This is a genomic window from Comamonas humi (genome assembly GCF_054782535.1).
This window is the reverse complement of sequence record NZ_BAAGSH010000017.1, coordinates 1-24779: the sequence shown is the minus strand read 5'-3', so window position 1 is coordinate 24779 and position 24779 is coordinate 1. Positions and strand designations below refer to the sequence as shown.

The following is a 24779-nucleotide window of genomic DNA, read 5'->3' as shown; positions in this document are numbered from 1 at the left end:
AGGACCTTGGCATGCGGCTGAACCTCTATTCGCTGCAGCTGTTCGTCGCGGTCGTCGAGGAAGGCACGATCGCCGCCGCAGCCGAGCGCGAGCACATCGCCACCTCGGCACTGAGCAAGCGGGTATCGGAGCTGGAGCGCACGATCGGCACGCCGCTCTTGATCCGCAAGGCGCGCGGCGTGGAGCCCAGCGAGGCCGGCCTCGCGCTGGCGCGCGGCGCGCGGGCGCTGCTGCACGGCGCCGAAGACCTGGCGCTGGAGATCCGCGACTTTGCCAGCGGCGTATCGGGCCATGTGCGGCTGGCCGCGAACCTGTCGTCCATCACCCAGTTCCTGGCGCACGACCTGGCGCGATTCCTGGAGCTGCACCCGCGCGTGAAGGTCGACCTCGAGGAGCGCATCAGCACCACGGTCACGCGCATGGTGCTGGAGAACGCGGCCGACATCGGCATCTTCACCGAGTCGCCCGACGCCCGGCATCTCACCGTGCTGCCCTATCGGCAGGACCGCATGGCGCTGGTCGTGCCGCGCGACCATGCGCTGGCCGCGCAGGAGTCCGTAGCCTTCGAGGCCACCCTGCCCTACGAGCACATCGCCATGCACCGCGGCTCGGCCGCGAACGACATGCTGCTGCGCGCGGCCGGCCGCATGGAGCGCGGCTTCACGCCGCGCTTTCACGTCACCTCGTACGACGCGATGATCGCCATGGTGAGCGCGGGCCTGGGCGTGTGCGTGGCGCCGATCGCGGCGGTGCGGCGCTTCGTGCAGAGCGGCTTCGTGCTCGTCGACCTCAACGACGCCTGGGCCGTGCGCCAGCTCTACATGGGCGTGCGCCAGGGCGAAGGGCTGCCGGCCGCCGCGCGCCTGCTGCTGGAGCACCTGCGCCCCGTCGACAACCCGGCCTGAGCGGCACGCACAGCGCGAAGCCCGCCGCAAGCATCGCTGAAGTCGATGCCTGCCCGCCTTTTTGCGAAGGCGCCGGCCCGCCGGGCGCTCCATCATCCCTGCACGCCAGCGGCTAGACATGGAGACCGGCAGATGACAGCACCAATGATTTCCCGGCGCAGCGCCATCGCGGCCGCGCTGGCCGCGGGCCTGGCGCCGGCCCTTCACGCCCAGGGCACGGCCGGCGGCTGGCCCAGCAAGCCCATACGCCTGATCGTGCCGTTCCCGCCGGGCGGGGGCACGGACTTTCTCTCGCGCACCATCGCCACCCGGCTCGGCGAAGCCACCGGCTGGACCCTGGTGCCCGACAACCGCGCGGGCGCCGGCGGCACCATAGGCATCGCCGAGGCGGCCAAGGCCGAGGCCAGCGGGCACACCCTGGTCATGGGCCAGCTCGACAACCTGGTGATCGCGCCGCTGTTCTACCAGAGCCTGCCCTACGACCCACTGCGCGACCTGCAGGCCGTGGCGCTGGTCGCCGATTCGCCGCTGGTCTACGTGGTGCCCGCCGCATCGCCGCACCGCAACCTGGGCGAACTGATTGCCGCCGCGCGCCAGGCGCCCGACACGCTCGCCTATGCGTCGCCCGGCACCGGCACCATCACCCACCTGTCGGTGGAGCTGTTCGCGCACGAGGCCAAAATCCGGCTGCGCCACGTGCCATACAAGGGCTCGGGCCCGGCGCTGGCGGACACGCTGGGCGGCCAGGTGCAGATGCTGGCCGCGTCCATCCCGTCGGTGATGGGGCAGCTCAAGGCCGGCAAGCTGCGGGCGCTGGCGGTCACCTCCGCCCGGCGCAACCCCGCGCTGCCCGACGTGCCCAGCGTTGCCGAGCAGGGACTGGCGGGCTTCGATGTCTCCACCTGGTATGGCGTCTTCGCGCCCAAGGGGGTGCCGGCCGCCGTCGTCGAGCGCCTGCACGCGGCCATCAACCAGGTGCTCGGCAGCGACGAGATCCGCAGCGCCATCCTCAGCCAGGGCGGCGAGCCGCAGCCGATCAGCACGCAGGCGCTGGAGCAGCGGCTGCGGCAGGACAGCCGCAAGTGGCGCGAGACCGTGGCCGCGACCGGCCTCAAGCTGGAGCTGGGCTGAGGTAGCCGCACTCGCGCAGCACCTCGGCGGTGTGCTCGCCCAGGCCGGGCGCCGGCCGGCGCACCGCGCAGGGCTGCTGACCGAACTTGAGCGCAAAGCCCAGCATGCGCACCGTGCCGTGGCCGGGGTGCGGCACATCGATCACCATCTGCTGGTGCTGCACCTGCGGGTCGGCATAGACCTCGGCCAGGTTCTGCACCAGGCCGCAGGGCACGCCGGCGCGGTTCAGCACCTCGATCCAGTGCGCCTTGCCCTGGCGCACCGTCACGGCGTTGATCAAGGCGTTGATCTGCGCGCGGTGCCGCACGCGCGCAGCATTGCTGGCAAAGCGCGGGTCGTCGTTCAGCGCCAGCAGGTCGAGCGCGCCCAGCAGCTTCTGGTAGACGGCATCGTTGGAGGGCGCGACGGCGATCTCTCCATCCGCCGCGGCGAACAGGCCGTAGGGCGCGACCAGCGAATGGTCGTTGCCGGTGGCCACCGGCAACTGCCCGTTGGCGAAGAAGTTGGCGCTGGCAAACGCGCCGTAGCTGATGAGCCCGTCCGTCAGCGCCGCGCCCACGCGCTCGCCCTGGCCGGTCTGCGCCCGCCGCAGCAGCGCGGCCACGGTGCCCAGCGCCGCGTAGTTGCCGGCGATCAGGTCGCTGATCGGCGCACCGCTGCGCAGCGGGCCGCTGGCGGCATCGCCGTTCAGGCTCATGAAGCCGCTCATGGCCTGCGCGATGAAGTCGAAGGCCGGGCGGCTGGCATAGGGGCCGTCCGCGCCGAAGCCGCTGATGCTGGTATGGATGATGCCGGGCGAGAGCTGCTGCAGCGCCTCCCAGCCCAGGCCCATGGCCTCCATCACGCCGGGGCGGAAGTTGTCGACCACCACGTCGGCGCCGCGAAGCAGGTGGCGCAGCTGGTCCAGCCCCTCGGGGCTGCGCAGGTCCAGCACCACCGAGCGCTTGTTGCGGTTGAACGCGGCGAAGTACCAGCTCAGGCCGTCGACGATCTCGCCCTGCCCGCGCACCGGGTCGCCGTCGGGGGTTTCGATCTTGACCACGTCGGCGCCCAGGTCGGCCAGCAGCATGGTGCAGAACGGGCCGGAGAGGATGCGCGTCAGGTCGACGATGCGGATGCCATCGAGTTGCATGGGCTAAAACAGGCCAGGAGGCGGAATGCGGATGCCGGCCACTATCGCGCATAGCAGCACCCCGACGCGTCGTGAATGCGCGCGCATGCCTCGCATTGCGCGATGGCAGCATGGCGAAATGCCATCGCGGCCATGGCGGGCGCGGCGATATGCTGCGGCCATGCCCCACACCACCCAGCCCTATCCCGCCCGCGTCTCGATCACCGAAGTCGGCCTGCGCGATGGCCTGCAGATGGAAAGCGAGTTCATTCCCACCGCCACCAAACTGCGCCTGCTGGAATCCTTGATGGACGCGGGCATCCGGCACTTCGAGGCCACGTCCTTCGTGTCGCCCCGCGCCGTGCCCCAGCTGCGCGACGCGGCCGAGCTGCTGGCCGCCGTGCGGCGTCGCCCCGGCGTGGCGCTGGCCGTGCTCGCGCCCAACTGGCGCGGCGTCGAGCGCGCCATCGCGGCCGAGGCCGACGAGGCCGTGGTCTTCGTCTCGGCCTCGGAGAGCCACAACCGCAAGAACCTGAACCGCGGCATCGCCGACTCGCTGGCCGACATCCGCGAGATCGCGCAGGCCGCCGCGGGCGCGCCCATCCGCCTCAAGGGCGCCATCGCCTGTGCGTTCGGCTGCCCCTTCGAGGGCGACGTGCAGATCGACCGCGTGCTGGCCATCGCAGAGCACTTCGCCGCGCTGGGCTTTGCCGGCATCACGCTGGGCGACACCACCGGCATGGCGACGCCGCCGCTGGTGGCCGCCACGGTGGATGCGCTGCAGCGCCGCCTGCCCGGGCTGCCTGTCGCGCTGCACTTCCACAACACGCGCGGGCTGGGGCTGGCCAATGTGATGCAGGGCCTGTCCATGGGCGTGCTGCAGTACGAGTCGTCGCTGGGCGGCATCGGCGGCTGCCCGTTCGCGCCGGGCGCCACCGGCAATGTCTGCACCGAGGACACGGTGCACCTGCTGCAGTGCCTGGGCGTGGAGACCGGCATCGACCTGGAGCGGCTGATCGCCGTCGCGCACGAGCTGCAGGCGCTGCTGGGCCGCGACCTGCCGGGGCAGGTCATGCGCGCGGGGCCGCGCCTGCGCCTGCATCCGCTGCAGGCCCAGCAGGCCGCGCAGGGCTGAGCCCGCCCGCCGCTACCCGTCCACCAGCGCCAGCACCACCGCCGACGGGTGCATGCGCACCTGCGCCACGCTGCGCACGCGCATGCCGTTGGTGTCGGTGGCAAAGCCGACGATGTGCACGCCGCCGGCCAGCTGCAGCGCCACCTCGCTCGCCTGCGGGCTGCGCGAGATGCGCGTGATCTTGCCGCGCCAGTGGTTGGGCGCGGCCTCGGCGTCCTCGCCGGCCCACACCACTTCCACCGCGGTGGCCTTGCACAGCGCCAGCACCGGCATGCCGGCGTGCAGGCCCAGCAGCTGCGCGCTCTCCTGCGTGATGGTGGCCTGCAGCGCGAAGTCCTGCGCCGCGCCCTCGCCACGCAGGTGCGCCACCACCAGCGCGCCGCGCGGGCTCAGCCGCTCGACCACGCAGGGCCACTGGTTGCGCATGCTGGTGCGCACCGACAGCCGGGCCAGCGCTGTGGCGGCGGCGCTCTTGCCGGCGTCGCCGGCGCGGGCCTTGTCCTGCAGCGCGCGCTGCACGTCGCCGCGCGCATAGACCATCGCGTCGGCGGCCTCCAGCAGCAACAGCGCGTCGGGCGTGAGCGTGGCGCCGCCGCCGCCCGTGCCGCCCACGCTGCGCGCCACCAGCGGCACGCCGGCCAGGTTGGTCAGCGTCTCCACCGCCTGCCAGGCGGCCTTGTAGCTGATGCCCACCTCGCGGGCGGCCTGCGAGATCGAGCCGGTGAGCTGGACCTGGCGCAGCACCTCGATGCGCCGGTCGGCGCGGCGCTCTCCCAGGGCCGCGGTCAATGATGCGGATGTCTTCATGGCTGGCAATGATCGCATGCCCGTGGGTATTTGTGATTACACTCAGCGCTATTCTCAACATGAATAGCGAGGAAGACATGCCGCCATTTCGATCCATCACCATCGCCGCACTCGTGCTGGTTGCCGCCGCGGGCGCGCAGGCCGCCGAGGTGAACGTGGCCGTGGCCGCCAACTTCACGGCGCCGATGCAGAAGATCGCGCCGCTGTTCGAGGCCGACACCGGCCACAAGGCCGTGCTGTCGTTCGGCGCCACCGGCAAGTTCTACGCGCAGATGGCCAACGGCGCGCCGTTCGACGTGTTCCTGTCGGCCGACGACAGCACGCCCGCCAAGATGGACAAGGAAGAGCGCACCGTGCCCGGCAGCCGCTTCACCTATGCCATCGGCCGCCTGGTGCTGTGGAGCGCCCAGCCCAGCTATGTGGACGCCCAGGGCCAGGTGCTGAAGACCGGCGACTTCAAGCACATCGCCATCGCCAATCCCAAGCTCGCGCCCTACGGCCTGGCCGCGACGCAGACGCTGCAAAAGCTCGGCCTGCTGGACAGCGTGCAGCCGCGCTTCGTGCAGGGCGAAAACATCGGCCAGACCTTCCAGTTCGTCTCCACCGGCAACGCGCCGCTGGGCTTCGTCGCGCTGTCGCAGGTGATGGTGGACGGCAAGATCGACAAGGGCTCATACTGGCAGGTGCCGGACGAGATGCACGAGCCCATCCGCCAGGACGCCGTGGTGCTGCGCCGCGCCGAGGTCAACCCGGCCGCCACGGCGCTGATGCAGTACCTCAAGGGCGACAAGGCGCGCGCCATCATCAAGGCCTACGGCTACGGCTTCTGATAAAAACAGGAGCTGCTGGCGCTCATCCTGCAATGATCTTGAATACTTTTGATATTGAAAACCTGATGCAACAAGCGCCAGCAGCTCTCTTTTTTGATAGCCCATGCCCCTGCTGAGCAGCCAAGACCTGCAGGCCATCGCGCTCACGCTGCGGCTCGCCGCCACCACCACGGTGCTGCTGCTGGTGCTGTGCACGCCCATCGCCTGGTGGCTGGCCAACACCGCGTCGCGCTGGCGCGGGCCGGTGGGCGCGGTGGTGGCGCTGCCGCTGGTGCTGCCGCCGACGGTGATCGGCTTCTACCTGCTAGTGCTGCTGGGGCCGCATGGCTGGGGCGGCCAGCTCACGCAGTGGCTGGGCCTGGGCGCCCTGCCCTTCACCTTTTCCGGCCTGGTCGTGGGCTCGCTGATCTATTCCATGCCCTTTGCGGTGCAGCCGCTGCAGCGGGCCTTCGAGGCCATGGGCCGCAAGCCGCTGGACGCGGCGGCCACGCTGGGCGCCAGCCCCTGGGACCGCTTCTTCAGCGTGGCGCTGCCGCTGGCACGCCCGGGCTTCGTGACCGCGGCCATCCTGAGCTTTGCGCACACCGTGGGCGAGTTCGGCGTCGTGCTGATGCTGGGCGGCAACATCCCTGGCGCGACGCGCGTGGTGTCGGTGCAGATCTACGACCATGTCGAGGCCATGGAGTACGCCCAGGCGCACTGGCTGGCCGGCGGCATGGTGGCGTTCTCCTTCGTGGTGCTGATGGCGCTGAACCTGGTGCAGAAGAACGGCCGCGCGCGCGAGGGGGTGCTGTGAGCATAGACGCACGGTTTGCCGTGCAGCGCGGCGCATTCCGGCTGCAGATGGATGTGCAGCTGCCCGGCGAGGGCGTGACGGCGCTGTTCGGCCCGTCCGGCTGCGGCAAGACCACGGCGCTGCGCGCGCTGGCCGGCCTGGTGCGGCCGCAGCAGGCGCGCATCGTGGTCAACGGCCAGGCCTGGCAGGACGACGCGGCCCGCCAGTGGCTGCCCACACACCAGCGCCAGCTCGGCTATGTGTTCCAGGAGGCGAACCTGTTCGCCCACCTGTCGGTGCGGCAGAACGTGGAATACGGCCTGCGCCGCATCCGCGGCGACCGCCCCCGCATTGCCTTGGAGCGCGCCATCGAGCTGCTGGGCATCGCCCACCTGCTGGACCGCGGCATCGCCCACCTCTCGGGCGGCGAGGCCCAGCGCGTGGCGCTGGCCCGCGCGCTGGCCACCAGCCCCCGTCTGCTGCTGATGGACGAGCCGCTGGCCGCGCTGGACGCCGAGCGCAAGCGCGAGCTGCTGCCCTACATCGCGGGCATCACGCGCGAGCTGCGCATTCCGGTGCTCTACGTCACCCACGCCATCGACGAGGTCGCCAAGCTGGCCCAGCATGTGGTGCTGATGCACCAGGGCGCGGTCACCGCCCAAGGGCCCACCGGCACCATCTTCACCCGCCCCGATTCGCCGCTGGCGCAGGACGAGGCGGCCTCCACCCTGGTCGACGGCAGCGTCACCCACTACGACGCGCAGGACCACGTGTGGAGCATGCGCGTGGGCACAGGCAAGCAATTGCTGCACTGGACGCAGGCGCCCACCGGCTTGCACGGCCTGCAGCCCGGCAGCGCCGTGCGGCTGCGCATCCTGGCGCGCGACGTGAGCCTGGCCCTGGTGCCGCCGCAGGCCACCAGCCTGCTCAACATCGTGCCCTGCACGGTGCTGGGCCTGCAGCAGCAGGCCGACGGCAACACCCTGGTGCGGCTGCAGATGGAGGCGGCGGCCGACGCCGCGGTGCTGCTGGCGCGCATCTCCACCCGCTCGGCCCACCAGCTGCAGCTTGCGGCCGGCATGGCCGTGCAGGCGCAGATCAAGGGCGTGGCGGTGATGCAGTAGACCGCTGGTGCTTCTTAAAAACAAAACAGCCCGGCAATGCCGGACTGTTTTGCTGAAAACCAGAAAAGCTTATTCGCCGATCTTCACTTCGACGCGGCGCGCCTCGGCATTGCTGCCGGTGGCGTTCACCGACTCGGGCTTGCGCAGGTCAAGCTTGTCCTCGGCCACGCCCAGGGCCGCCAGCGCCTCGCGCACGGCGATGGCGCGCTGCTTGGCCAGCTCGGCGTTCTTGTCGGCATCGCCGGTGGCATCGGTGTAGCCCGAAATCACGGCGCGCTTGCCGGCCTTGGCGGCAGCCACCACGTCGGCCAGCGCCTCGTTGGCGCCGGGCGCCAGCTCGGCCTTGGCGGTGGCGAAGTAGAACTTCACCACACCGTTTTCCACCAGCACGCGGGCCTCGTCCACCTCGACGGCAGCACCTGCGGCCGCGCCGCCTGCTGCAGCACCACCGGCACCCGCTGCGGCACCAGCAGCGCCGGCTGCGCCAGCGGCAGCACCCGCAGCCTGGCCGTCGGCGGCCTGCGCCTTGACCACGCCCTGCGCGGCACCGGCCTTGGCGCCATGCACGCCCTTGTAGGCGCCAAAACCCAGCACGCTGAGCACCACCAGGGTGATCAGGGCAAAGATCAGGCCCAGGGCAAAGCGTTCATCACGATCATCATTCTGCGAAGACATATCCGTCCAACTCCAGTCGGTGCTAATAGGGGAAACAGGCCCGGAGCCCGTCATGCGTGCCATCGGCAGCAGGCGATTGCCGCACCGCACAAAAACGCCGGGCATTATCGCCCGGCGCCGCGCAACTGCGCAAGCTCCGCCGGCACAGTTTGCCTGTTCCCCAAGAGACAGCATGGCTGGATTGCTATGGAAAATACAAGGAAAACCCTAGGTGATCAGCGTCAAATTCACTTGTGTCAAAGGGTACGATTCGGCAGGGTCTACAACGCCCGCCCTCAGCCCAATACCTTGGGCTATTTTTGTTCCGTTCCCCCTCAAGGAGACACACCATGTCAGTGCTTCTCAAGCTGGCAATGGGCATGGATTGGATATCCATCAGGCTGAGCAAATTAGCAGCCTGGGCAGTGCTTGCCGCCGCCGTCATCTCTGCCGGCAACGCCTTTGTGCGCTATGGCCTCGACACCAGCTCCAACGCCTGGCTGGAAATCCAGTGGTACCTGTTCGGCGCCACGGTGATGCTCGGTGCTCCCTTGGTGCTCAAGCTCAATGAGCACGTGCGCGTGGATATCTTCTACGGCAAGCTGCGTGGCAAGGGGCCGGTGCTGATCGATCTGTTCGGCCTCATCTTCTTCCTGCTGCCCGTCATGGGGCTGCTCACCTGGCTGACCTGGCCATTCTTCATGAACATGTACGTCACCAAGGAGATGTCGGGCAACATCGGCGGGCTGATCCGCTGGCCCGTGGGCCTGTTGCTGCCCGTGGGCTTCGGCATGGTCTTTCTCCAGGGCGTGGCCGAGATCATCAAGCGCGTGGCCTACCTGGCTGGCAAGTACGAAATGAACACGCACTACGAAAAGCCAGTGCAATAAACCACCAGGACGAAACAAATGCACATGGAAAACTTCGCCCCGGTGATGTTCACGGGGCTGATCATCATCATGCTGATCGGCTTCCCCGTCGCGTTCTCGCTCGCGGCGCTGGGACTGTTCTGCGGCTTCTTCGCGATTGAAATGGGCTGGTTTCCGGCCAACTTCATGTCCACGCTGCCGATCAACATGTTCGGCATTCTCAGCAACGATCTGCTGCTCGCCATTCCGTTCTTCACGCTCATGGGGGCGGTGCTAGAGAAATGCGGATTGGCGGAGGACATGCTCGACTCGATGGGCCAGCTGTTCGGCCCCATCCGCGGCGGGCTGGGCTACTCGGTCATCATCGTGGGCTTCATCCTCGGCGCCATCACCGGCACGGTGGCAGGCCAGGTGATTGCCATGGCGATGATCTCGCTGCCGGTCATGATCCGCTATGGCTACGACATGCGCTATTCCACGGGCGTGCTCGCGGCATCCGGCACGATCACACAGCTGGTGCCGCCATCGCTGGTGCTGATCGTGATGGCCGACCAATTGGGCCGCTCGGTGGGCGAGATGTACAAGGGCGCATGGGGTCCGGCCATCCTGCAGGTGGTGCTGTTCGCGCTCTACACCTTCGTCCTGGGCCGCATCCGCCCCAGCGCCGTCCCCGGCCTGCCCAAGTCGGCGCGCACGCTGCACGGCTGGGCGCTGTGGGGCAAGTGCCTGCGCGGCATCATCCCCTCGGCCATCCTGATCTTCGCGGTGCTGGGTTCCATGGGCGGCCTGCCCTTCATGGACCACGCCATCGCCACCCCCACCGAGGCCGGTGCCATGGGTGCCGTGGGCTCGCTGGTGCTGGCCGCCATCCACAAGCGACTCAACTGGACCCTGCTCAAGGATGCCATGGACGGCACCATGCGCATGACCGCGATGGTGGTGTTCATCCTCATCGGCTCTCGCGTGTTCTCGCTGGTGTTCCAGGGCGTGGACGGCGCGGTGTGGATCGAGCACATGCTCAGCGACCTGCCGGGCGGCCAGCTGGGCTTCCTGATCGCGGTGAACGTGTTCATCTTCTTCCTCGCGTTCTTCCTCGACTTCTTCGAGATCGCGTTCATCATCCTGCCGCTGCTCGGCCCCGTGGCCCACAAGCTGGGCATCGACCTGGTGTGGTTCGGCGTGCTGCTGTGCGTGAACATGCAGACCAGCTTCATGCACCCGCCCTTCGGCTTTGCACTGTTCTACCTGCGCGGCATCTCCGACACGCTGTTCAAGGAAAAACGCATCGACAAGCCCGTGAAGTCCAGCGACATCTACATGGGCTCCATTCCCTGGGTGGTGCTGCAGCTGGTGCTGGTGGCCATCGTGATCTTCGTGCCGCAGACGGTGACCGTCTTCCTCGACAAGGAAGTGGTGGTGGACGTGGACAAGGTGCAGCTCGACATGCCGACCGAAGATCCGTCCCTCAATGCCGACGCCCCCGACCCGAACAACCCGTTCGGCGACAAGGCGCCTGAGCCCCCGGCGCCCGAGCAGCCCGCCAGCACAGCACAGTGAGCTGCCCTGCCTACCCCCCGCTGGTGCGCGCACTGGCGGTGGCCATCGTGGCGGCCCTGGCCGCCTTTGGCCTGTATTCCCTTCCCACGCTGCGCGCGGTGCCCTGGAGCTTCGCCAGCCTGGCCACCTACGGCCTGGCGGCGGTGCTCATTGTCTGGGTCGGCTGGTGGATCTGGTTCAGCCGCACGCGGCTCGACGGCGACGAGCTGCTGCAGACCTGGCTCTGGGACAAGCGCGTGCAGGCGCGGGATGTCGCCACCTTCAAGATCGTGCACTGGCCGTGGTTTGCCGCCATCGTCTCGCCGCGCATGCTGGTGCGCAAGAAGAGCGGCCTCGTGATCTGGATGCACGCGGCCGACGCCCAGCTATTAGCGGCCTTTGGCGAGCGCGTGGTGCAGGCCCAGATAAAAAAAGCCCCACCGGAGACCGGCGGGGCTTCTTGAGCCATGGGCTCTGCGTGATTACAGCTTCTGCTGCTGCATGAAGCGGTCGAACAGGCCTTCGCCGAAGCGGAACCAGGCGTTCTCGTCAGCCAGGAACTTGGAGTAGTCGGCGTAGACCTTCTTCCACTCGGGGTTGGTATTGCTCAGGTCCGCGTAGACCTGCTGGGCCGACTTGAAGGCGGCTGCCATGATCTCGTTGCTGAAGGGGCGCAGCTTGGTGCCCGAACCCACGAGCTGCTTGAGCGCGATGGGGTTCTTGGCATCGTACTTGGCCTGCATGGAGATGTGGGCGTGCGAGGCGGCAGCCTCCACCACGGCCTTGTACTCGGCCGGCAGGCCTTCCCATGCCTTGGAGTTAATGTAGAAGTCGAGCTGCGGGCCGCCTTCCCACCAGCCGGGGTAGTAGTAGAACGGCGCGACCTTGTTGAAGCCCAGCTTCTGGTCGTCGTACGGCCCCACCCATTCCAGCGCGTCGATGGTGCCCTTTTCCAGCGCGGGGTACAGGTCGGCGCCGGGGATGGACTGGGGAATCACGCCGAACGGCTCCAGCACCTTGCCCGCGAACGGGTTGGTGCGGAACTTGAGGCCCTTGAGGTCGGCCACGGTCTTGATTTCCTTGCGGAACCAGCCGCCCATCTGCGTGCCCGTGTTGCCGCCGGGCAGGTTGATGATGTTGTACTTGGCGTAGAACTCGCGCATCAGCTTGAGGCCGTTGCCTTCGTACATCCAGGCCGTCATCTGGCGTGAGTTGAAGCCGAAAGGCACGGCGCAGCCCAGGCAGAAGGTCGGGTCCTTGCCGTAGAAGTAATAAGGCGCGGTATGCGCCATTTCCACGGCACCGCTCTGGATGCCATCCACCACGCCAAAGGCGGGCATGATTTCGCCGCCCGCATGCACGGAGATCTGGAACTTGCCGCCCGTCATGGCACTGACTTGCTTCGAGAACACTTCGGCGGTGCCGTAGATGGTGTCGAGCGACTTGGGGAAGCTGGAGGCCAGGCGCCAGCGGATCGCGGCCTGGGCATGCACGGCAGGCGCAATGCCTGCGGCCAACACGCCGGCGATACCGGCATTTTTGATCAAGGAACGACGGTCCATGAATCCACACTCCATAAAAAAATTAAACACGATTTGTGTGATGCAAAACTTTACAACACAACAAGGCTGGCCGATTGTAGAAATGGTTGCGTTGATGACAGAAGGGGGTTAACCCTTTCGCAATCCTACGCAGGGCGCAGCCCCTATCGCGTTATGCCGCGGCATGCGGCAGCATGCCGGGAGTGCGGGCCTCAGGCTGCGGCAGAGTGCTTGGCGGCAGCGCCGAAACGCTGGCGTATGGCCGCCTCGATGCCCGCGGCATCCAAGCCCTGCAGGGCCAGCAGCTTGGCGGGGTCGCCGTGCTCGATGAACACGTCGGAGAAGCCGAGCTGCAGCACCGGCAGGCTGTAGCCCACGGCCTGCAATGCCTCCATGACGGCACTGCCAGCGCCGCCCATGATGGCGCCGTCCTCAACGGTGACCAGTGCATCGTGCGACTGCGCGAGCTGCTGCAGCAACTCGGTGTCCAGCGGCTTGGCCCAGCGCATGTTGGCGACGGTAGCGTCCAGGCTTTCGGCGGCCTGCAGCGCGGGGTACAGCAAGGTGCCGAAGGCCAGGATCGCAATGCGCGGCTGACCGGTGCGAGCGCCTTGGGCCTGGCGGCGGATCTCGCCCTTGCCCAGCGGCAGGCCGTCGAGGCCGGCCTCGGGCGCAATGCCCACGCCAGCGCCGCGCGGATAGCGCACGGTGACCGGATGGTCCTGCTCGTATGCCGTGGTCAGCAGCTGCCGGCACTCACGCTCGTCCGCCGGGCAGGCCACGCTCATGTTGGGTATGCAGCGCACGAAGGGGATGTCGTAGTTACCAGCGTGCGTGGCGCCATCGGCGCCGACCAGGCCCGCGCGGTCGAGCGCGAACACCACCGGCAGGTTCTGCAGCGCCACATCATGGATGAGCTGGTCGTAGGCCCGCTGCAGGAAGGTGGAATAGATGGCCACCACGGGCTTGAGCCCCTCGCAGGCCAGGCCGCCCGCAAAGGTGACGGCATGCTGTTCGGCGATGCCCACGTCGAAGTAGCGCGCCGGGAAGCGCTTTTCGAACTCCACCATGCCCGAGCCTTCACGCATCGCAGGCGTGATGCCGACCAGCCGCTCGTCCTTCGCCGCCATGTCGCACAGCCACTGGCCGAAGACCTGCGTGAAGGTCTGCTTGGGCGGCGTGGCGGGCTTGACCAGGCCGATGTGCGGATCGAACTTGCCGGGGCCGTGGTAGGCCACCGGATCGGCTTCGGCCAGCTTGTAGCCCTGCCCCTTCTTGGTGACCACATGCAAAAACTGTGGGCCCTTGAGCTGGCGGATGTTCTCAAGCGTGGGGATCAGCGAATCGAGGTCATGGCCGTCGATCGGGCCGATGTAGTTGAAGCCGAAGTTCTCGAACAGCGTGGCAGGCACGACCATGCCCTTGGCCTGCTGCTCCAGGCGCTTGGCCAGCTCGAGCAGCGGCGGCACCTGCCGCAGCACGCTCTTGCCCACGTCGCGCGCCTTGGCATAGAAACGCCCGCTCATCAGCTGCGCCAGGTAGCGGTTCAGCGCGCCCACCGGCGGGCTGATGCTCATGTCGTTGTCGTTCAGGATGACCAGCAGGTTGGCCTCGGACACACCGGCGTTGTTCAGCGCCTCGAAGGCCATGCCGGCCGTCATCGCGCCATCGCCGATGATAGCCACGGCCTGCCGGTCCTCGCCCTTGAGGCGCGAGGCCTCGGCCATGCCCAAGGCTGCCGAGATGCTGGTGCTGGAGTGCGCGGTGCCGAAGGCGTCGTACTCGCTCTCGCTGCGCAGCGGAAAGCCCGAGATGCCGCCCAACTGGCGCAGGCCCGGCATGCGGTCGCGCCGGCCGGTAAGGATCTTGTGCGGGTAGGTCTGGTGGCCCACGTCCCACACGAAGCGGTCGTGCGGCGTGTGGTAGACCGCGTGCAGCGCAATGGTCAGCTCCACGGTGCCCAGGTTCGAGCTGAGATGCCCGCCCGTCTTCGACACGCTCTCGAGCACGAACTCGCGCAGCTCCTTGGCCAGGCTTTTCAGTTCGGAACGCGAGAGTTTGCGCAGGTCGGCCGGATCGTCGATCCGGCTGAGCAAAGGGTAGTGGTTCGTGGGCATAACGCTATTCAGAAATCAATCGGGTATCACCGGGGCCGTGGGGCCTGCCGCGTGTCAATGGCTGCGCCGCACCACCATGTCCGCCAGCGCGGACAGGTGCTGCACCGAAGGCAGGCCGCTCTCGGCCAGCGCTGCCTGCGCCTCGGCCAGCAGCTCGTTCGCATAGGCGCGCGCGGCATCCAGCCCCATCAGCGACACATAGGTGGGCTTGTCGCTCGCCGCATCCTTGCCCGCCGTCTTGCCCAGCGTGGCGGAATCGGCCACCACGTCGAGCACGTCATCGATCACCTGGAAGGCCAACCCCAGGCTGGCGCCGTAGCGGCGCAATGCGTCGAAGGCCGCGCCGTGGATGCCCGCGCACGCGGCGCCCATCTCGACGCTGGCCTGCAGCAGCGCACCCGTCTTGAGCCGGTGCATCTGCTGCAATTGTGCCTGGGTCAGCTGCTTGCCGACGCTGGCGAGGTCAATCGCCTGGCCGCCCGCCATGCCGTTGTAGCCCGCGGCCAGCGCCAATTGGCGGCACAGCCGCGCCTGCAGGGCATCGGGGATCTGCAGGTGCTCGGGCGTGAGCAGTTCGAACGCCAGCGCCTGCAGCGCATCGCCCGCCAGCAGGGCCCGCGCCTCGCCGAACTGCACATGCACCGTGGGCTTGCCCCGGCGCAGCACGTCGTTGTCCATGCAGGGCATGTCGTCGTGCACCAGCGAGTAGGCATGGATCAGCTCCACCGCACAGCCCGCGCGCAGGCTGGCCTCGCGGCTGGGCGCGCTCGGCTCGCCGGCCGACTGGGCTGCTGCCAGCACCAGCAGCGGCCGCAGGCGCTTGCCACCATCGAGCACTGCATAGCGCATGGGGTCGCCCAGCCCGGCTGGGGCGTCGGCCGCTATCCATTCGGCGAGCGCACGCTCCACGCGCGCGAGTTCATCACGGCACCAGGCGTCGAAGCCGGCCTGCACGGCGATTGCATCCATCACGGTCATTCTTCTGTGGTCCAGGCTTTGAGCTGGCCGTCTTCCAGCAGCTTGATCTGGTCTTGCACGGCCTCGAGCTTGCCCCGGCAGTAGGCCAGCAAGGTGGCGCCCCGCTGATAGCTGCTCAGCATCTGGTCCAGCGGCAGCTGGCCGGATTCGATCAGCGCAACCAGGCCCTCCAGCTCCTGCAAAGCGGCTTCGTAGCTGGTGGGGGCATCCGGGGTGTTCTTGCTGGGGGCCTTGGGCATGGGGCTGGGCTGTGTCGCCAGGGTAAAAGGGATGATTTTAGGCGGTGTCCCGGCAATACCGGCGCAGGGCCGCCCGCCCCCCGGCAATTCACGCAAAATTCAAACGGGAATAACCCCACTGCCTATAATCCCATTTCTTCGTTGAACCGGCCGTCCGTCGCCGGTTTCATTTTTTCTACTTTGTGCGCACGCGCACCCTCCCTGTGGGGAGTCTTTAGGTCAGGTCCCCCATGTCTGATTTAAGTCTTCAACTGCAGCAGGCCGCAAGCCAACTTCCAGTTTCAAGCTACTTCGATCCGCAGCTCTTCGAGCGCGAGATGGAAACCATTTTCAAGACCGGTCCCCGCTATGTGGGGCACCAGCTCGCCATTCCCGAGCCTGGCGACTATTTTGCCCTGCCGCAGGAAAGCGGAGGCCGCGCGCTGGTGCGCAACGCCCAGGGCCAGGCAGAGCTCGTCTCAAACGTGTGCCGCCATCGCCAGGCCGTGATGCTCAAGGGGCGCGGCTCGCTGAACCAGCAGCAGAAAGGCAGTGCCGGCGGCAACATCGTGTGCCCGCTGCACCGCTGGACCTACAGCCCCAGCGGCGAGCTGCTGGGCGCTCCGCATTTCGCGCACGACCCGTGCCTGAACCTGAACAACTACCGGCTGCGCGAGTGGAACGGCCTGCTGTTCGAGGACAACGGCCGCGACATCGCCGCCGACCTGGCCGGCATGGGCCCACGCGCGGCGCTGAGCTTCGACGGCTTCGTGCTCGACCACGTCGAGCTGCACGAGTGCAACTACAACTGGAAGACCTTCATCGAGGTCTATCTGGAGGACTACCACGTCGGCCCCTTCCACCCCGGACTGGGCAACTTCGTCACCTGCGACGACCTGACCTGGGAGTTCGGCAAGGAGTACTCGGTGCAGACCGTGGGCGTGGCGCCGACCTTCGGCCGCCCCGGCTCCGACACCTACAAGAAGTGGCACGAGGTGCTGCTGAACTACCGCCGCGGCGAAATGCCCGAGCGCGGCGCGATCTGGCTGACCTACTACCCGCACATCATGGTGGAGTGGTACCCGCATGTGCTCACCGTCTCGACGCTGCACCCGATCAGCCCCGAGAAGACGCTGAACATGGTGGAGTTCTACTACCCCGAGGAAATCAGCGCCTTCGAGCCCGAGTTCGTCGAGGCCCAGCGCGCCGCCTACATGGAGACCTGCATCGAGGATGACGAGATCGCCGAGCGCATGGACGCCGGCCGCCGCGCGCTCTATGACCGCGGCGACAACGAGGTCGGCCCCTACCAGAGCCCCATGGAGGATGGCATGCAGCATTTCCACGAGTGGTACCGCAGCAACCTGGGCGACGCCGTTCCCAGCCGCTGATCCGCAAACACTATAAAATCAATAGCTGCTAGCGCTTTACCCATAAGCGCTAGCAGCTATTTTCATTACAAATCAGTACCATGCAAGCCCTCTGGATGGTTGTCGCCGCCTTCATGTTCGCCACCATGGGGGTCTGCATCAAGTATGCGTCCGCCTACTTCCATACCGGGGAAATCATCTTCTACCGCGGGCTGGTCAGCGTGGCGCTGCTGTGGCTGCTGGCCCGCCGGCAGCAGATATCGCTGCGCACCCAGTACCCGATGATGCACGTCTGGCGCAGCTTCGTCGGCACCTGCTCCATGGCCATGTGGTTCTACACGGTCACCAAGCTGCCCCTGGCCACCGGCATGACGCTGAACTACATGAGCAGCCTGTGGGTGGGCCTGTTCGTCGTCGGCAGCGTGCTGCTGCAATGGCGCCCCCGGCCCGAGCAGCCGCTGCCCGACCTGCAGATCCCCATGGTGCTGACCCTGCTGACCGGTTTTGCCGGCGTGGTGCTGCTGCTGCGCCCCAGCATCGACCACGAGCAGATGTTCGCCGGCCTGCTCGGCCTGCTGTCGGGCATGCTGTCCGCGCTGGCCTACATGCAGGTCGTGGCGCTCTCGCGCCTGGGCGAGCCCGAGGAGCGGGTGGTGTTCTACTTTGCCGTCGGCTCCATCGTCGCGGGCGCCATCGTCATGGGCTTCGCCGGTATCTCGCCGTTTGCGGGCTGGGCCACGCTGTGGCTCATCCCCGTGGGCCTGTTCGCCACCGGCGGCCAGTTGTGCATGACCAAGGCCTACGCCACCGCCACCACGCGGCGCGCCACGCTCACCGTGGCCACGCTGCAGTACTCGGGCATCGTATTCGCCAGCATCTACAGCATCGCCATCTTCGGCGACGAGATCCCGCTCATCGGCTGGATCGGCATGGCCTTGATCGTGGGCAGCGGCATCGCGGCCACCACCTTGCGCAAATAGCGGCGCCCTGGCGTGCAAAATAGGGTGGCCTGGATAGGAGAACCGCCCGACATGTCATACACCACCCTCGTTTCCGTTGCCCAGCTGCAGGCCCTGCAGGCCTGCAGCCCCCAGTCGCTGATGGTCTTTGACTGCAGCTTCGACCTCGCCAACCCCGCCGCCGGCCGCGAGCACTACCTGCAAGCCCATATTCCCGGCGCGGTCCATGCCGATCTCGACAAGGACCTGAGCGTCCATGTCGTCGGCCCGGATGCCCCGCCCACCGCCTCGGGCGGCCGCCACCCCCTGCCCAGCCGCGAACGCTTTGCGATCTGGCTGTCGCAGGTCGGCCTGCGTAACGACATGCAGGCCGTCGTCTACGACCGCAATGGCGTCAACTACGCCGGCCGCCTGTGGTGGATGCTGAAATGGCTGGGCCACGATGCTGTCGCCGTGCTCGACGGCGGCTGGCAGGCTTGGCAAGCCGCGGGCGGAGCCGCAGAAACCGGTGCGCCCGCAGCCCATTTCCAATCGAACTTCGAGCTCAAGCCGCCGCTGCGCGAACTGCGTACCGCCACCCAGGTGCGAGCCGCCTTGGGCCAGGCTGGCCAGACCGTCATCGATGCACGGGCACCGGCGCGCTACCGCGGCGAGGTCGAGCCGCTGGACCCGGTCGCCGGCCACATCCCCGGCGCCCTGAACCGCCCCTTCACCTCCAACATCGCCGCCAATGGCCTATTCAAGCCCGCGGCCGAGCTGCGCGGCGAATTCGACCAACTGCTGGCCGGACGCGATGCCGCCAGCGTGGTCCACCAGTGCGGCAGCGGCGTCAGCGCCCTGCCCAACCTCATTGCCATGGAGATCGCTGGCTACGCCCCGACGGCGCTGTTTGCCGGCAGCTGGAGCGAGTGGTGCAGCGACCCCGGCCGCCCGGTGGAAAAGGGCTGAATGCCCTAGCTGGAACCGGCGCCGGACCAATGCATGCCCGTCGCCAGGTTCTGCGGCGGGCGTTTGACTGTCTGCAGAGGGTTGATGAAGAGCGCCATGAAGGCGCCAAACCCCAGCAGGCCGGCGGAGATCATGAATGGCAAGGAATAGCTGCCCGTGGTCTGGATCAGGTAGCCGAAGACCACGGGTGAGACCATGCCGGCGACGCCAAAGCCTGTGTTCATCATGCCCGAGGCCGTGCCCGCATAGTCACCCGCAATATCGATCGGCAGGCTCCATAGCACCGCATTGGTCAGCTCCAGGCAGAAGAACGAGGCGGACAGCAGCAGCACGGCCATCATGGCGCTGTCCGCCGAGATCATGGGAACCATGAATACCAACGCCCCCACCAGGCCGAACACCAGCACAGAGATGCGTGCAAAGCGCAGATTTCCGGTGCGCGTGAACAGCCTGTCGGAGATCACACCGCCCAAGGTGTCACCAACCACACCTGCCAGCAGCGGCAGTGCGGTGTACATGGCCATTTCCTTGAGGTTGAAGCCGCGCGCATCCTTCAGATAGGAAGGCAGCCAGGTCAGGAACACCCACAGCGTCCAACCGTAGCAAAAATCCACCAGGGTCACCTTCCACATGCCGCTGATCAGGCGCTTCCAGGGCGTTGCTTCTTTGTCGGCCTTGGGCTTGTCCGTGCGGCCGGCATTGATTTCGGCAAGCTCTTCACGGGTGATGCGCGGGTGCTGCTGCGGTGTATCGCGGAAGGTGAACCAATACAGCACCGTCCAGCCGATGCTCACCGCACCCAGCACGATGAAGGACTCGCGCCACCCGGCCACGGCGATGATGGCCACGACCAGCGGCGGCGTGACCGCACCGCCCAGGCGCGAAAACGAATGTGTGATGCCCTGGGCAAAACCGCGTTGCGCGACGGGAATCCAATAGGTGAACGCCCGAGTCGCCGTGAGAAATGCACCGCCCTCGCCCAGGCCCAGCGCCAGGCGCAGCACCAGCAAGGCCACCAGCGATCCGACGAAGCCAGTCAGCAAGGTGGCCACGCCCCAGATCAGCGACAGCACCGCCAGCACCTTGTGCGGCCCGAATCGATCCGCCAGCCAGCCGCCCATGATCTGCATGGCCGCGTAGGGATAAGCAAAGGCCGAGAACACCAGGCCCAGTTGGAGATTGCTCAGGCCCATTTCCTCCTTGATCATCGGGGCGGCCACCGACATGTTCACCCGGTCGATATAGGCGATGAAGTACATCAGGCACATCACGCCCAGGATCATGTGATGGGTTTTGACTCTGCGTTGCATGTTTGTCTCCTTGGGCCCTTGCCTCGGCGAAGTGCCGGGGGGCCTTGTTTCAGGTCATGTCACAGGTGGCGGCGCCCAGGGATGCGCGCCGCACACGAATAGCAAAAAATCTCCTTTCGGCAGATCGGTGCCCCACAGGCTCTGGCCAGGCTTTCGGATCGAAGGCGCAGCGTTGGCCTCTTTGGGTTTGCCTCAGCCCTGGCCCTCAGGCCGCGGGGTTGAGCAGCTTCAGGCGCTGGAGCTTTCCGGATGGCCCGCGCGGCAGCTCGGCCATCAGCACGAAGCGGCTGGGGCACTTGTAGTTGCCCAGCTCTGCCAGACAGTGGCGGCGCAGATCGGATACGTCGAACGCAGCGCCTTGGCGCATCACCAGATAGACGGCGATGTCCTGGCCATACTCGGGATGGGGAATCCCCACGGCGGCGGCCTCCAGCACGCCGGGGTGTTTGAGCACGGCCTCATCGATCTCGCGCGGCGCGATGTTCTCGCCGCCCTTGATGATCAGCTCCTTCGATCGCCCGGTGACGTAGAAAAAACCATCCGCATCCTGGTAGCCGATGTCGCCCGTGCGCAGCCAACCGTCCGGCGTGAAGGCCTCGCGCGTGCGCCCAGCGTCCTTGTAGTAGCCTTGCATCACGTTCGGCCCCTGCAACACGATCTCACCGCGTTCGCCCGCCGGCACAAAGCCGCCGCCCAAGTCCATCACTGCCGCCCGGGTTCCCGCCGCCTGCCCCACGCTGCCGATGCGGCGCGCTTTGGCATCCAGCGGATTGCTGAATGCGGGGGCGGCAGTCTCGGTCAGGCCCATGGTCTCGATGATGCCCAGCCCGAAGCGCGTCTCGAAGGCGCGGTGGTGTTCGGGGGCCAGCGCCGCCGACGCCGAGCGGCAGAACCGGATGCGTCGCAGATCGCGGCCCTCGGCGCCCGCCTCGTCATTGAGCAGGTACGCGATGATGGTGGGCACCACATTGATCCAGGTACATTCGAACCTGCACACATCCGCCCAGAAGGTGCTGGCCGAGAACCTGGGCGACATGGCCAGCGAGCCACCATGGAACAGGGGCGTCACCAGGGCCACCACCAATGCATTGATATGGTAGAGCGGCAAGGACACCATCACGCGATCGCCTTCGGCCAGCTGATGCACCTCGCTGATGCTGTTCGCATTCGCGGTCAGGTTCGCGTGGCTGAGCAGAACCCCCTTGGGCACCCCCGTGGTGCCGGACGTGTACATGATGAGCGCCGGCTCGTCAGGCCGGATGCGATGTGCAAGCAATTGTCCCGGCTTGGCACCGCCGGCCGACGTTGGGATCGGCGGCACCACCATGGCCTCCGGATCGCAAAGCACTATCGCCACATCGCGCTCCACCGGCCCCAATGCCTGCTGCAAGGCCAGCAGATGCTCTTGGCTGGTGAAGACCAGCCGGGTGTCCGAATGGCCCAGCACATAGGCCAGTTGCGAAGGCTGGCTGAGCAGGTTGACCGGATTGACGACCAGCCCGCTGGCCATAATGCCGAGCAAAAGCATCGCGGGCAGCGGCCCGTTGGGCATGTAGACGGACACCTTGTCACCCGGTACGAGGCCTATGGCGTCGAGGTTGTCCCGCAGCCTGAGCACCTGCTCGCGCAGTTCGGCAAATGACAGTGCCTGCCCGTTCTGCACGTTGACCATGAAGGATGCCGCGCCACGCTCCCGGGCACGACGGTCTATCAGTTCAGCGAGGCTGCGAATAGTCTTGTCGACAGTCATACGCCCCACCTCCGAAAATAGTCACCCAGCAGGTCTTCGACCGTGGGCTTGTTCTCGGCAATCGTGCGGGCGACGCGCGTCACATTCATGTAGAAGCGATAGTTCAGGTTGTCCGAGAAGTTGTTGCCGCCCCAGGTGCCGCACCCCATCGACAGCGAGAACGGCAGACCATTGTTGAAATTGCCACCCGTGGCGAAGCAATGAGCCTGGTTGAGGATGACCCGTGCCACAGGCAGGTTCTGCGCCAGATAAAGCGCCTGCTCCTCGTCTGCCGAATGCAGGCTCACCGAATGCCCTGCGCCCATGTAGCCATAGATCTTTTGCACCATGGTGCAGGCGTCACTGAAACTCTGGGCTCCGTATACAGCCAACACCGGCGAAAGCTTCTCCCCCGAGAACGGGTGCTCTTCGCCAATACCGCGCTCCTCCACCATCAGCACGGTGGGTGCCTCCAGGGCAATGCGACCACGCCAGTCAATACCCACCAATTCGGCAATGTGCCGAGCAGACTTGCCGGTCACCGCGTCGCTCAGCTTTCCCTGGCGCCACATGATGGCCTGCAGGCGCAGCTTCTCCTGGTTGCTCAGCAGCAGCCCCCCCAGGTCGCGTATAGCTTGCAACATGGCGTCGCGAACCTCGTCCAGAACCACCATGCTGTTCTCCGAGGAGCAGCTCGTGGCGTTGTCGAAGGTCTTGGAGGCAACGATCAGGCTGGCGGCTTGCTTCACATCGGCCGAGCTATCTACGACCGAGGCCACATTCCCCGCCCCCACGCCAAATGCCGGAGTGCCGCAGGTATAGGCCATGCACACATTGGCCTGCGAACCGGTAGCAATCACCAGGTCGGCCTGCTGCATGAGTTCCGCGGTCAATGCCTTGCTGATGGGAGCAGGCAGCACCTGCACCAGATCTACAGGCAAACCGCATTTGCTCAACTCCGCATGGATGAAGTTCAGCAGCATCTGGCTCACCGCCAGCCCTTTGGGCGACGGAGCAACGATCACCGCGTTGCCACACTTGAGCGCATTGATGATGTTGTTGGCCGGTGTCGCACCCGGGTTGGTTGATGGCGTGATGGCCGCCACGACTCCCACGGGGCGCGCAAATTCGGTGATGCCCGTGGACTTGCTTTCGGCGATCGCGCCGTGCGTCCTCACCCCCTTCAGATCGCGCAGCAGGCCCAATGTCTTGCGGTGGTTCTTGGTGACCTTGTCCTCCACATTGCCAAGCCCCGTCTCCTGAACCGCAAGCTCTGCCAACTGGCGATTGCGCTCCGGCTCCATGATGGCCCAGCCCACTGCGGCAACGGCATCGTCCATGCCTTGCTGACCGAGCTTCGCAAAGCCGGCTTGCGCTGCGCGTGCCCGCTTGATGAGATCGGCCACCACCTGCTGTGCGGTCGGTGATTGCACTCTTGACACCTCTTGGACTTCCATCGTTTGCTCCTTTGCTGACATGAACATTCCGGGACGCCTTGCGCCGGTTCTTGCGACGGACAAGGCACAGGCTGCAGTTCAGTACTTGCTTGGCATGCGGGCCTACCAAGCCCGCCCCTTGCGTGCCTGACAGATTCAAAGGCTAGGGGTTTTGGGAAAAAAGGTGTCCCGTTTTTTGCATTTGGTGCGAAACGCCAAGCAGCACAAATGTAAAAGTGCGGATTTCGGGACAAGATGGCTGCGCAACACCAGCAGAGTGCTTGTGGCAGCTGAACTGCAGTCGCGCAAACTTCAGGCAAGCGCCCTGCTTCCTGTGACTTTCAAACCGAGAGCATGTTGACGATTTGAACGAGGCCATACTCGCCCATGACATCCACCCAGTCCAATGCCGCGGCCATTCGCGCATTTCGTATCATCGAATTGCTGGCACAGGCCCGCGAACCGCTTGCGCTTACTGAAATCAGCACGCGCATGGATCTGCCCAAGCAGTCGGTGCACCGGCTGCTTAAGCAGCTGGAGTCCGCGTGGCTGGTGAATCGTGACGGCCCGGGCCAGCACCACTATGTGTGCTCCAGCCGCGTGCGGCAAATGGCCATTAACCTGCTGATGACCACCGGGCCGGCCGCCGAGCGGCGCGCCATTTTGCAAGAGCTTGCCGACAAGGTGCAGGCCAGCTGCAACCTGGTCATTTCCAGCGGAGATGCAGTGGTCTATCTGGATCGGGTGGAGGCCAACTGGAGTGCGAATGCCAAGCTCACCCCGGGTACGCGCGTGCCATTCCATTGCACGGCCAGCGGCAAACTGCTCATGAGTCTGCTGCCCAAACAGCAACGCGAAAGGCTATTGCGCCGCCTGCCATTGAGGCACTGGACCGAGCTCACCATTTCCGATACCGCGCTGCTCCGGGCAGAGCTGGACGACACGCGCAAACGCCGCCTGGGCCTGAATCGAGGTGAATACATACCCGGCGTCATCGCCATAGCGGTGCCGGTCATGCTCACTCCGTACAGGGCTGGCGCCGCCGTTGCCATTCAGGCCAGCACTCAGCAATTCAGCATGGCCGAATTGATGGCATGGGAGTCCCGGCTTCGGGGGGTTGCCGATCGGCTGGCACAAACTTTCGATGTTCCGGATGAACGTATCGCTTCAGCTGGCATGCTCCCATCTGAAGCGTTGACTGACCTTTAAGGCCTCCAAAAACACCAAGCCGCAAAACACAAAACCCCCCGGCCTTGAGGGCACGGGGGGTGTTGCAGGATAAGAGCCTGACGATGA

23 protein-coding genes are annotated in these 24779 nt (G+C 66.4%); 13 read left to right on the top strand and 10 right to left on the bottom strand.

Features of this window, described 5'->3' with window-relative positions:
• Nucleotides 1-11: 11 nt before the first annotated feature.
• Both ACYVKR_RS17570 and ACYVKR_RS17565 read left to right on the top strand, forming a co-directional pair.
• On the top strand, nucleotides 12-905 hold the full coding sequence (locus tag ACYVKR_RS17570) for a LysR family transcriptional regulator (protein ID WP_460482247.1): 894 nt from the start codon (nucleotides 12-14) through the stop codon (nucleotides 903-905).
• A gap of 132 nt (nucleotides 906-1037) precedes the next feature.
• Nucleotides 1038-2036 carry a Bug family tripartite tricarboxylate transporter substrate binding protein gene (locus ACYVKR_RS17565; RefSeq protein ID WP_460482246.1) on the top strand — a complete coding sequence of 333 codons (999 nt, stop codon included), beginning with the start codon at nucleotides 1038-1040 and terminating at the stop codon, nucleotides 2034-2036.
• Here the strand turns inward: ACYVKR_RS17565 and ACYVKR_RS17560 are convergent.
• Nucleotides 2017-3168, bottom strand: a complete 1152-nt coding sequence (locus tag ACYVKR_RS17560; protein ID WP_460482245.1) for a CaiB/BaiF CoA transferase family protein — start codon at nucleotides 3166-3168, stop codon at nucleotides 2017-2019. The two genes, ACYVKR_RS17565 and ACYVKR_RS17560, sit on opposite strands and share 20 nt — an antisense overlap.
• Nucleotides 3169-3328: 160 nt before the next feature.
• Between ACYVKR_RS17560 and ACYVKR_RS17555 the strand changes: the two genes are divergently transcribed.
• Nucleotides 3329-4282: a hydroxymethylglutaryl-CoA lyase gene (locus ACYVKR_RS17555; protein WP_460482244.1), complete on the top strand. Its 954-nt coding sequence runs from the start codon at nucleotides 3329-3331 to the stop codon at nucleotides 4280-4282.
• Nucleotides 4283-4294: 12 nt separating this feature from the next.
• On the opposite strand, the gene ACYVKR_RS17550 is transcribed toward ACYVKR_RS17555, so the two are convergent.
• Complete coding sequence (locus tag ACYVKR_RS17550) at nucleotides 4295-5089, bottom strand: TOBE domain-containing protein (protein WP_460482243.1); 795 nt, start codon at nucleotides 5087-5089, stop codon at nucleotides 4295-4297.
• Between the two features lie 77 nt (nucleotides 5090-5166).
• On the opposite strand from ACYVKR_RS17550, the gene modA reads away from it, so the two are divergent.
• From modA to modC, 3 genes are all read left to right on the top strand, one after another.
• Nucleotides 5167-5919 carry a molybdate ABC transporter substrate-binding protein gene (gene modA / locus ACYVKR_RS17545; protein WP_460482242.1) on the top strand — a complete coding sequence of 251 codons (753 nt, stop codon included), beginning with the start codon at nucleotides 5167-5169 and terminating at the stop codon, nucleotides 5917-5919.
• Nucleotides 5920-6022: 103 nt separating this feature from the next.
• Nucleotides 6023-6715 carry a molybdate ABC transporter permease subunit gene (gene modB / locus ACYVKR_RS17540; RefSeq protein WP_460482241.1) on the top strand — a complete coding sequence of 231 codons (693 nt, stop codon included), beginning with the start codon at nucleotides 6023-6025 and terminating at the stop codon, nucleotides 6713-6715.
• Complete coding sequence (modC, locus tag ACYVKR_RS17535) at nucleotides 6712-7818, top strand: molybdenum ABC transporter ATP-binding protein (RefSeq protein WP_460482240.1); 1107 nt, start codon at nucleotides 6712-6714, stop codon at nucleotides 7816-7818. The genes modB and modC overlap by 4 nt, the downstream gene beginning before the upstream one ends.
• Nucleotides 7819-7887: 69 nt before the next feature.
• Here the strand turns inward: modC and ACYVKR_RS17530 are convergent, their stop codons facing one another.
• Nucleotides 7888-8493, bottom strand: coding sequence for an OmpA family protein (locus ACYVKR_RS17530; RefSeq protein ID WP_460482239.1), 606 nt, complete (start codon nucleotides 8491-8493; stop codon nucleotides 7888-7890).
• Between the two features lie 329 nt (nucleotides 8494-8822).
• Between ACYVKR_RS17530 and ACYVKR_RS17525 the strand changes: the two genes are divergently transcribed.
• From ACYVKR_RS17525 to ACYVKR_RS17515, 3 genes are read left to right on the top strand one after another with little or no spacing between them, the layout of a single operon-like run.
• Nucleotides 8823-9362 carry a TRAP transporter small permease subunit gene (locus ACYVKR_RS17525; RefSeq protein ID WP_460482238.1) on the top strand — a complete coding sequence of 180 codons (540 nt, stop codon included), beginning with the start codon at nucleotides 8823-8825 and terminating at the stop codon, nucleotides 9360-9362.
• Between the two features lie 18 nt (nucleotides 9363-9380).
• The gene (locus tag ACYVKR_RS17520) at nucleotides 9381-10898 is read left to right on the top strand and encodes a TRAP transporter large permease (RefSeq protein ID WP_460482237.1); all 1518 of its coding nucleotides are present in this window, start codon (nucleotides 9381-9383) and stop codon (nucleotides 10896-10898) included.
• Nucleotides 10895-11341 carry a hypothetical protein gene (locus tag ACYVKR_RS17515; RefSeq protein WP_460482236.1) on the top strand — a complete coding sequence of 149 codons (447 nt, stop codon included), beginning with the start codon at nucleotides 10895-10897 and terminating at the stop codon, nucleotides 11339-11341. The genes ACYVKR_RS17520 and ACYVKR_RS17515 overlap by 4 nt, the downstream gene beginning before the upstream one ends.
• An 18-nt stretch (nucleotides 11342-11359) precedes the next feature.
• On the opposite strand, the gene ACYVKR_RS17510 is transcribed toward ACYVKR_RS17515, so the two are convergent.
• The 4 genes from ACYVKR_RS17510 to xseB form a co-directional block, all read right to left on the bottom strand.
• Nucleotides 11360-12439 carry a TRAP transporter substrate-binding protein gene (locus ACYVKR_RS17510; protein WP_460482235.1) on the bottom strand — a complete coding sequence of 360 codons (1080 nt, stop codon included), beginning with the start codon at nucleotides 12437-12439 and terminating at the stop codon, nucleotides 11360-11362.
• Between the two features lie 191 nt (nucleotides 12440-12630).
• Nucleotides 12631-14535, bottom strand: coding sequence for a 1-deoxy-D-xylulose-5-phosphate synthase (gene dxs, locus ACYVKR_RS17505; RefSeq protein WP_460482234.1), 1905 nt, complete (start codon nucleotides 14533-14535; stop codon nucleotides 12631-12633).
• 54 nt (nucleotides 14536-14589) lie between these two features.
• Complete coding sequence (locus tag ACYVKR_RS17500; protein WP_460482233.1) at nucleotides 14590-15513, bottom strand: polyprenyl synthetase family protein; 924 nt, start codon at nucleotides 15511-15513, stop codon at nucleotides 14590-14592.
• The gene (xseB, locus tag ACYVKR_RS17495; protein WP_460482232.1) at nucleotides 15510-15752 is read right to left on the bottom strand and encodes an exodeoxyribonuclease VII small subunit; all 243 of its coding nucleotides are present in this window, start codon (nucleotides 15750-15752) and stop codon (nucleotides 15510-15512) included. The genes ACYVKR_RS17500 and xseB overlap by 4 nt, the downstream gene beginning before the upstream one ends.
• 230 nt (nucleotides 15753-15982) lie before the next feature.
• Here xseB and ACYVKR_RS17490 point away from each other — a divergent pair, with 230 nt between their 5' ends.
• From ACYVKR_RS17490 to ACYVKR_RS17480, 3 genes are all read left to right on the top strand, one after another.
• The gene (locus ACYVKR_RS17490; protein ID WP_460482231.1) at nucleotides 15983-17122 is read left to right on the top strand and encodes an aromatic ring-hydroxylating oxygenase subunit alpha; all 1140 of its coding nucleotides are present in this window, start codon (nucleotides 15983-15985) and stop codon (nucleotides 17120-17122) included.
• Nucleotides 17123-17202: 80 nt separating this feature from the next.
• Nucleotides 17203-18081, top strand: coding sequence for a DMT family transporter (locus tag ACYVKR_RS17485; protein WP_460482230.1), 879 nt, complete (start codon nucleotides 17203-17205; stop codon nucleotides 18079-18081).
• A gap of 51 nt (nucleotides 18082-18132) precedes the next feature.
• Nucleotides 18133-19008, top strand: a complete 876-nt coding sequence (locus tag ACYVKR_RS17480) for a sulfurtransferase (RefSeq protein WP_460482229.1) — start codon at nucleotides 18133-18135, stop codon at nucleotides 19006-19008.
• A 5-nt stretch (nucleotides 19009-19013) separates the two neighbouring features.
• Here ACYVKR_RS17480 and ACYVKR_RS17475 read toward each other — a convergent pair whose 3' ends face one another.
• The 3 genes from ACYVKR_RS17475 to sauS form a co-directional block, all read right to left on the bottom strand.
• Nucleotides 19014-20318, bottom strand: a complete 1305-nt coding sequence (locus tag ACYVKR_RS17475) for an MFS transporter (RefSeq protein ID WP_460482228.1) — start codon at nucleotides 20316-20318, stop codon at nucleotides 19014-19016.
• A gap of 205 nt (nucleotides 20319-20523) precedes the next feature.
• Complete coding sequence (locus ACYVKR_RS17470) at nucleotides 20524-22068, bottom strand: acyl-CoA synthetase family protein (RefSeq protein WP_460482227.1); 1545 nt, start codon at nucleotides 22066-22068, stop codon at nucleotides 20524-20526.
• Nucleotides 22065-23504: an aldehyde dehydrogenase family protein gene (gene sauS / locus ACYVKR_RS17465; protein ID WP_460482226.1), complete on the bottom strand. Its 1440-nt coding sequence runs from the start codon at nucleotides 23502-23504 to the stop codon at nucleotides 22065-22067. Before sauS ends, ACYVKR_RS17470 begins: the two co-directional genes overlap by 4 nt.
• Before the next feature lie 366 nt (nucleotides 23505-23870).
• On the opposite strand from sauS, the gene ACYVKR_RS17460 reads away from it, so the two are divergent.
• Nucleotides 23871-24692, top strand: coding sequence for an IclR family transcriptional regulator (locus ACYVKR_RS17460; protein WP_460482225.1), 822 nt, complete (start codon nucleotides 23871-23873; stop codon nucleotides 24690-24692).
• Nucleotides 24693-24779 lie beyond the last annotated feature (87 nt).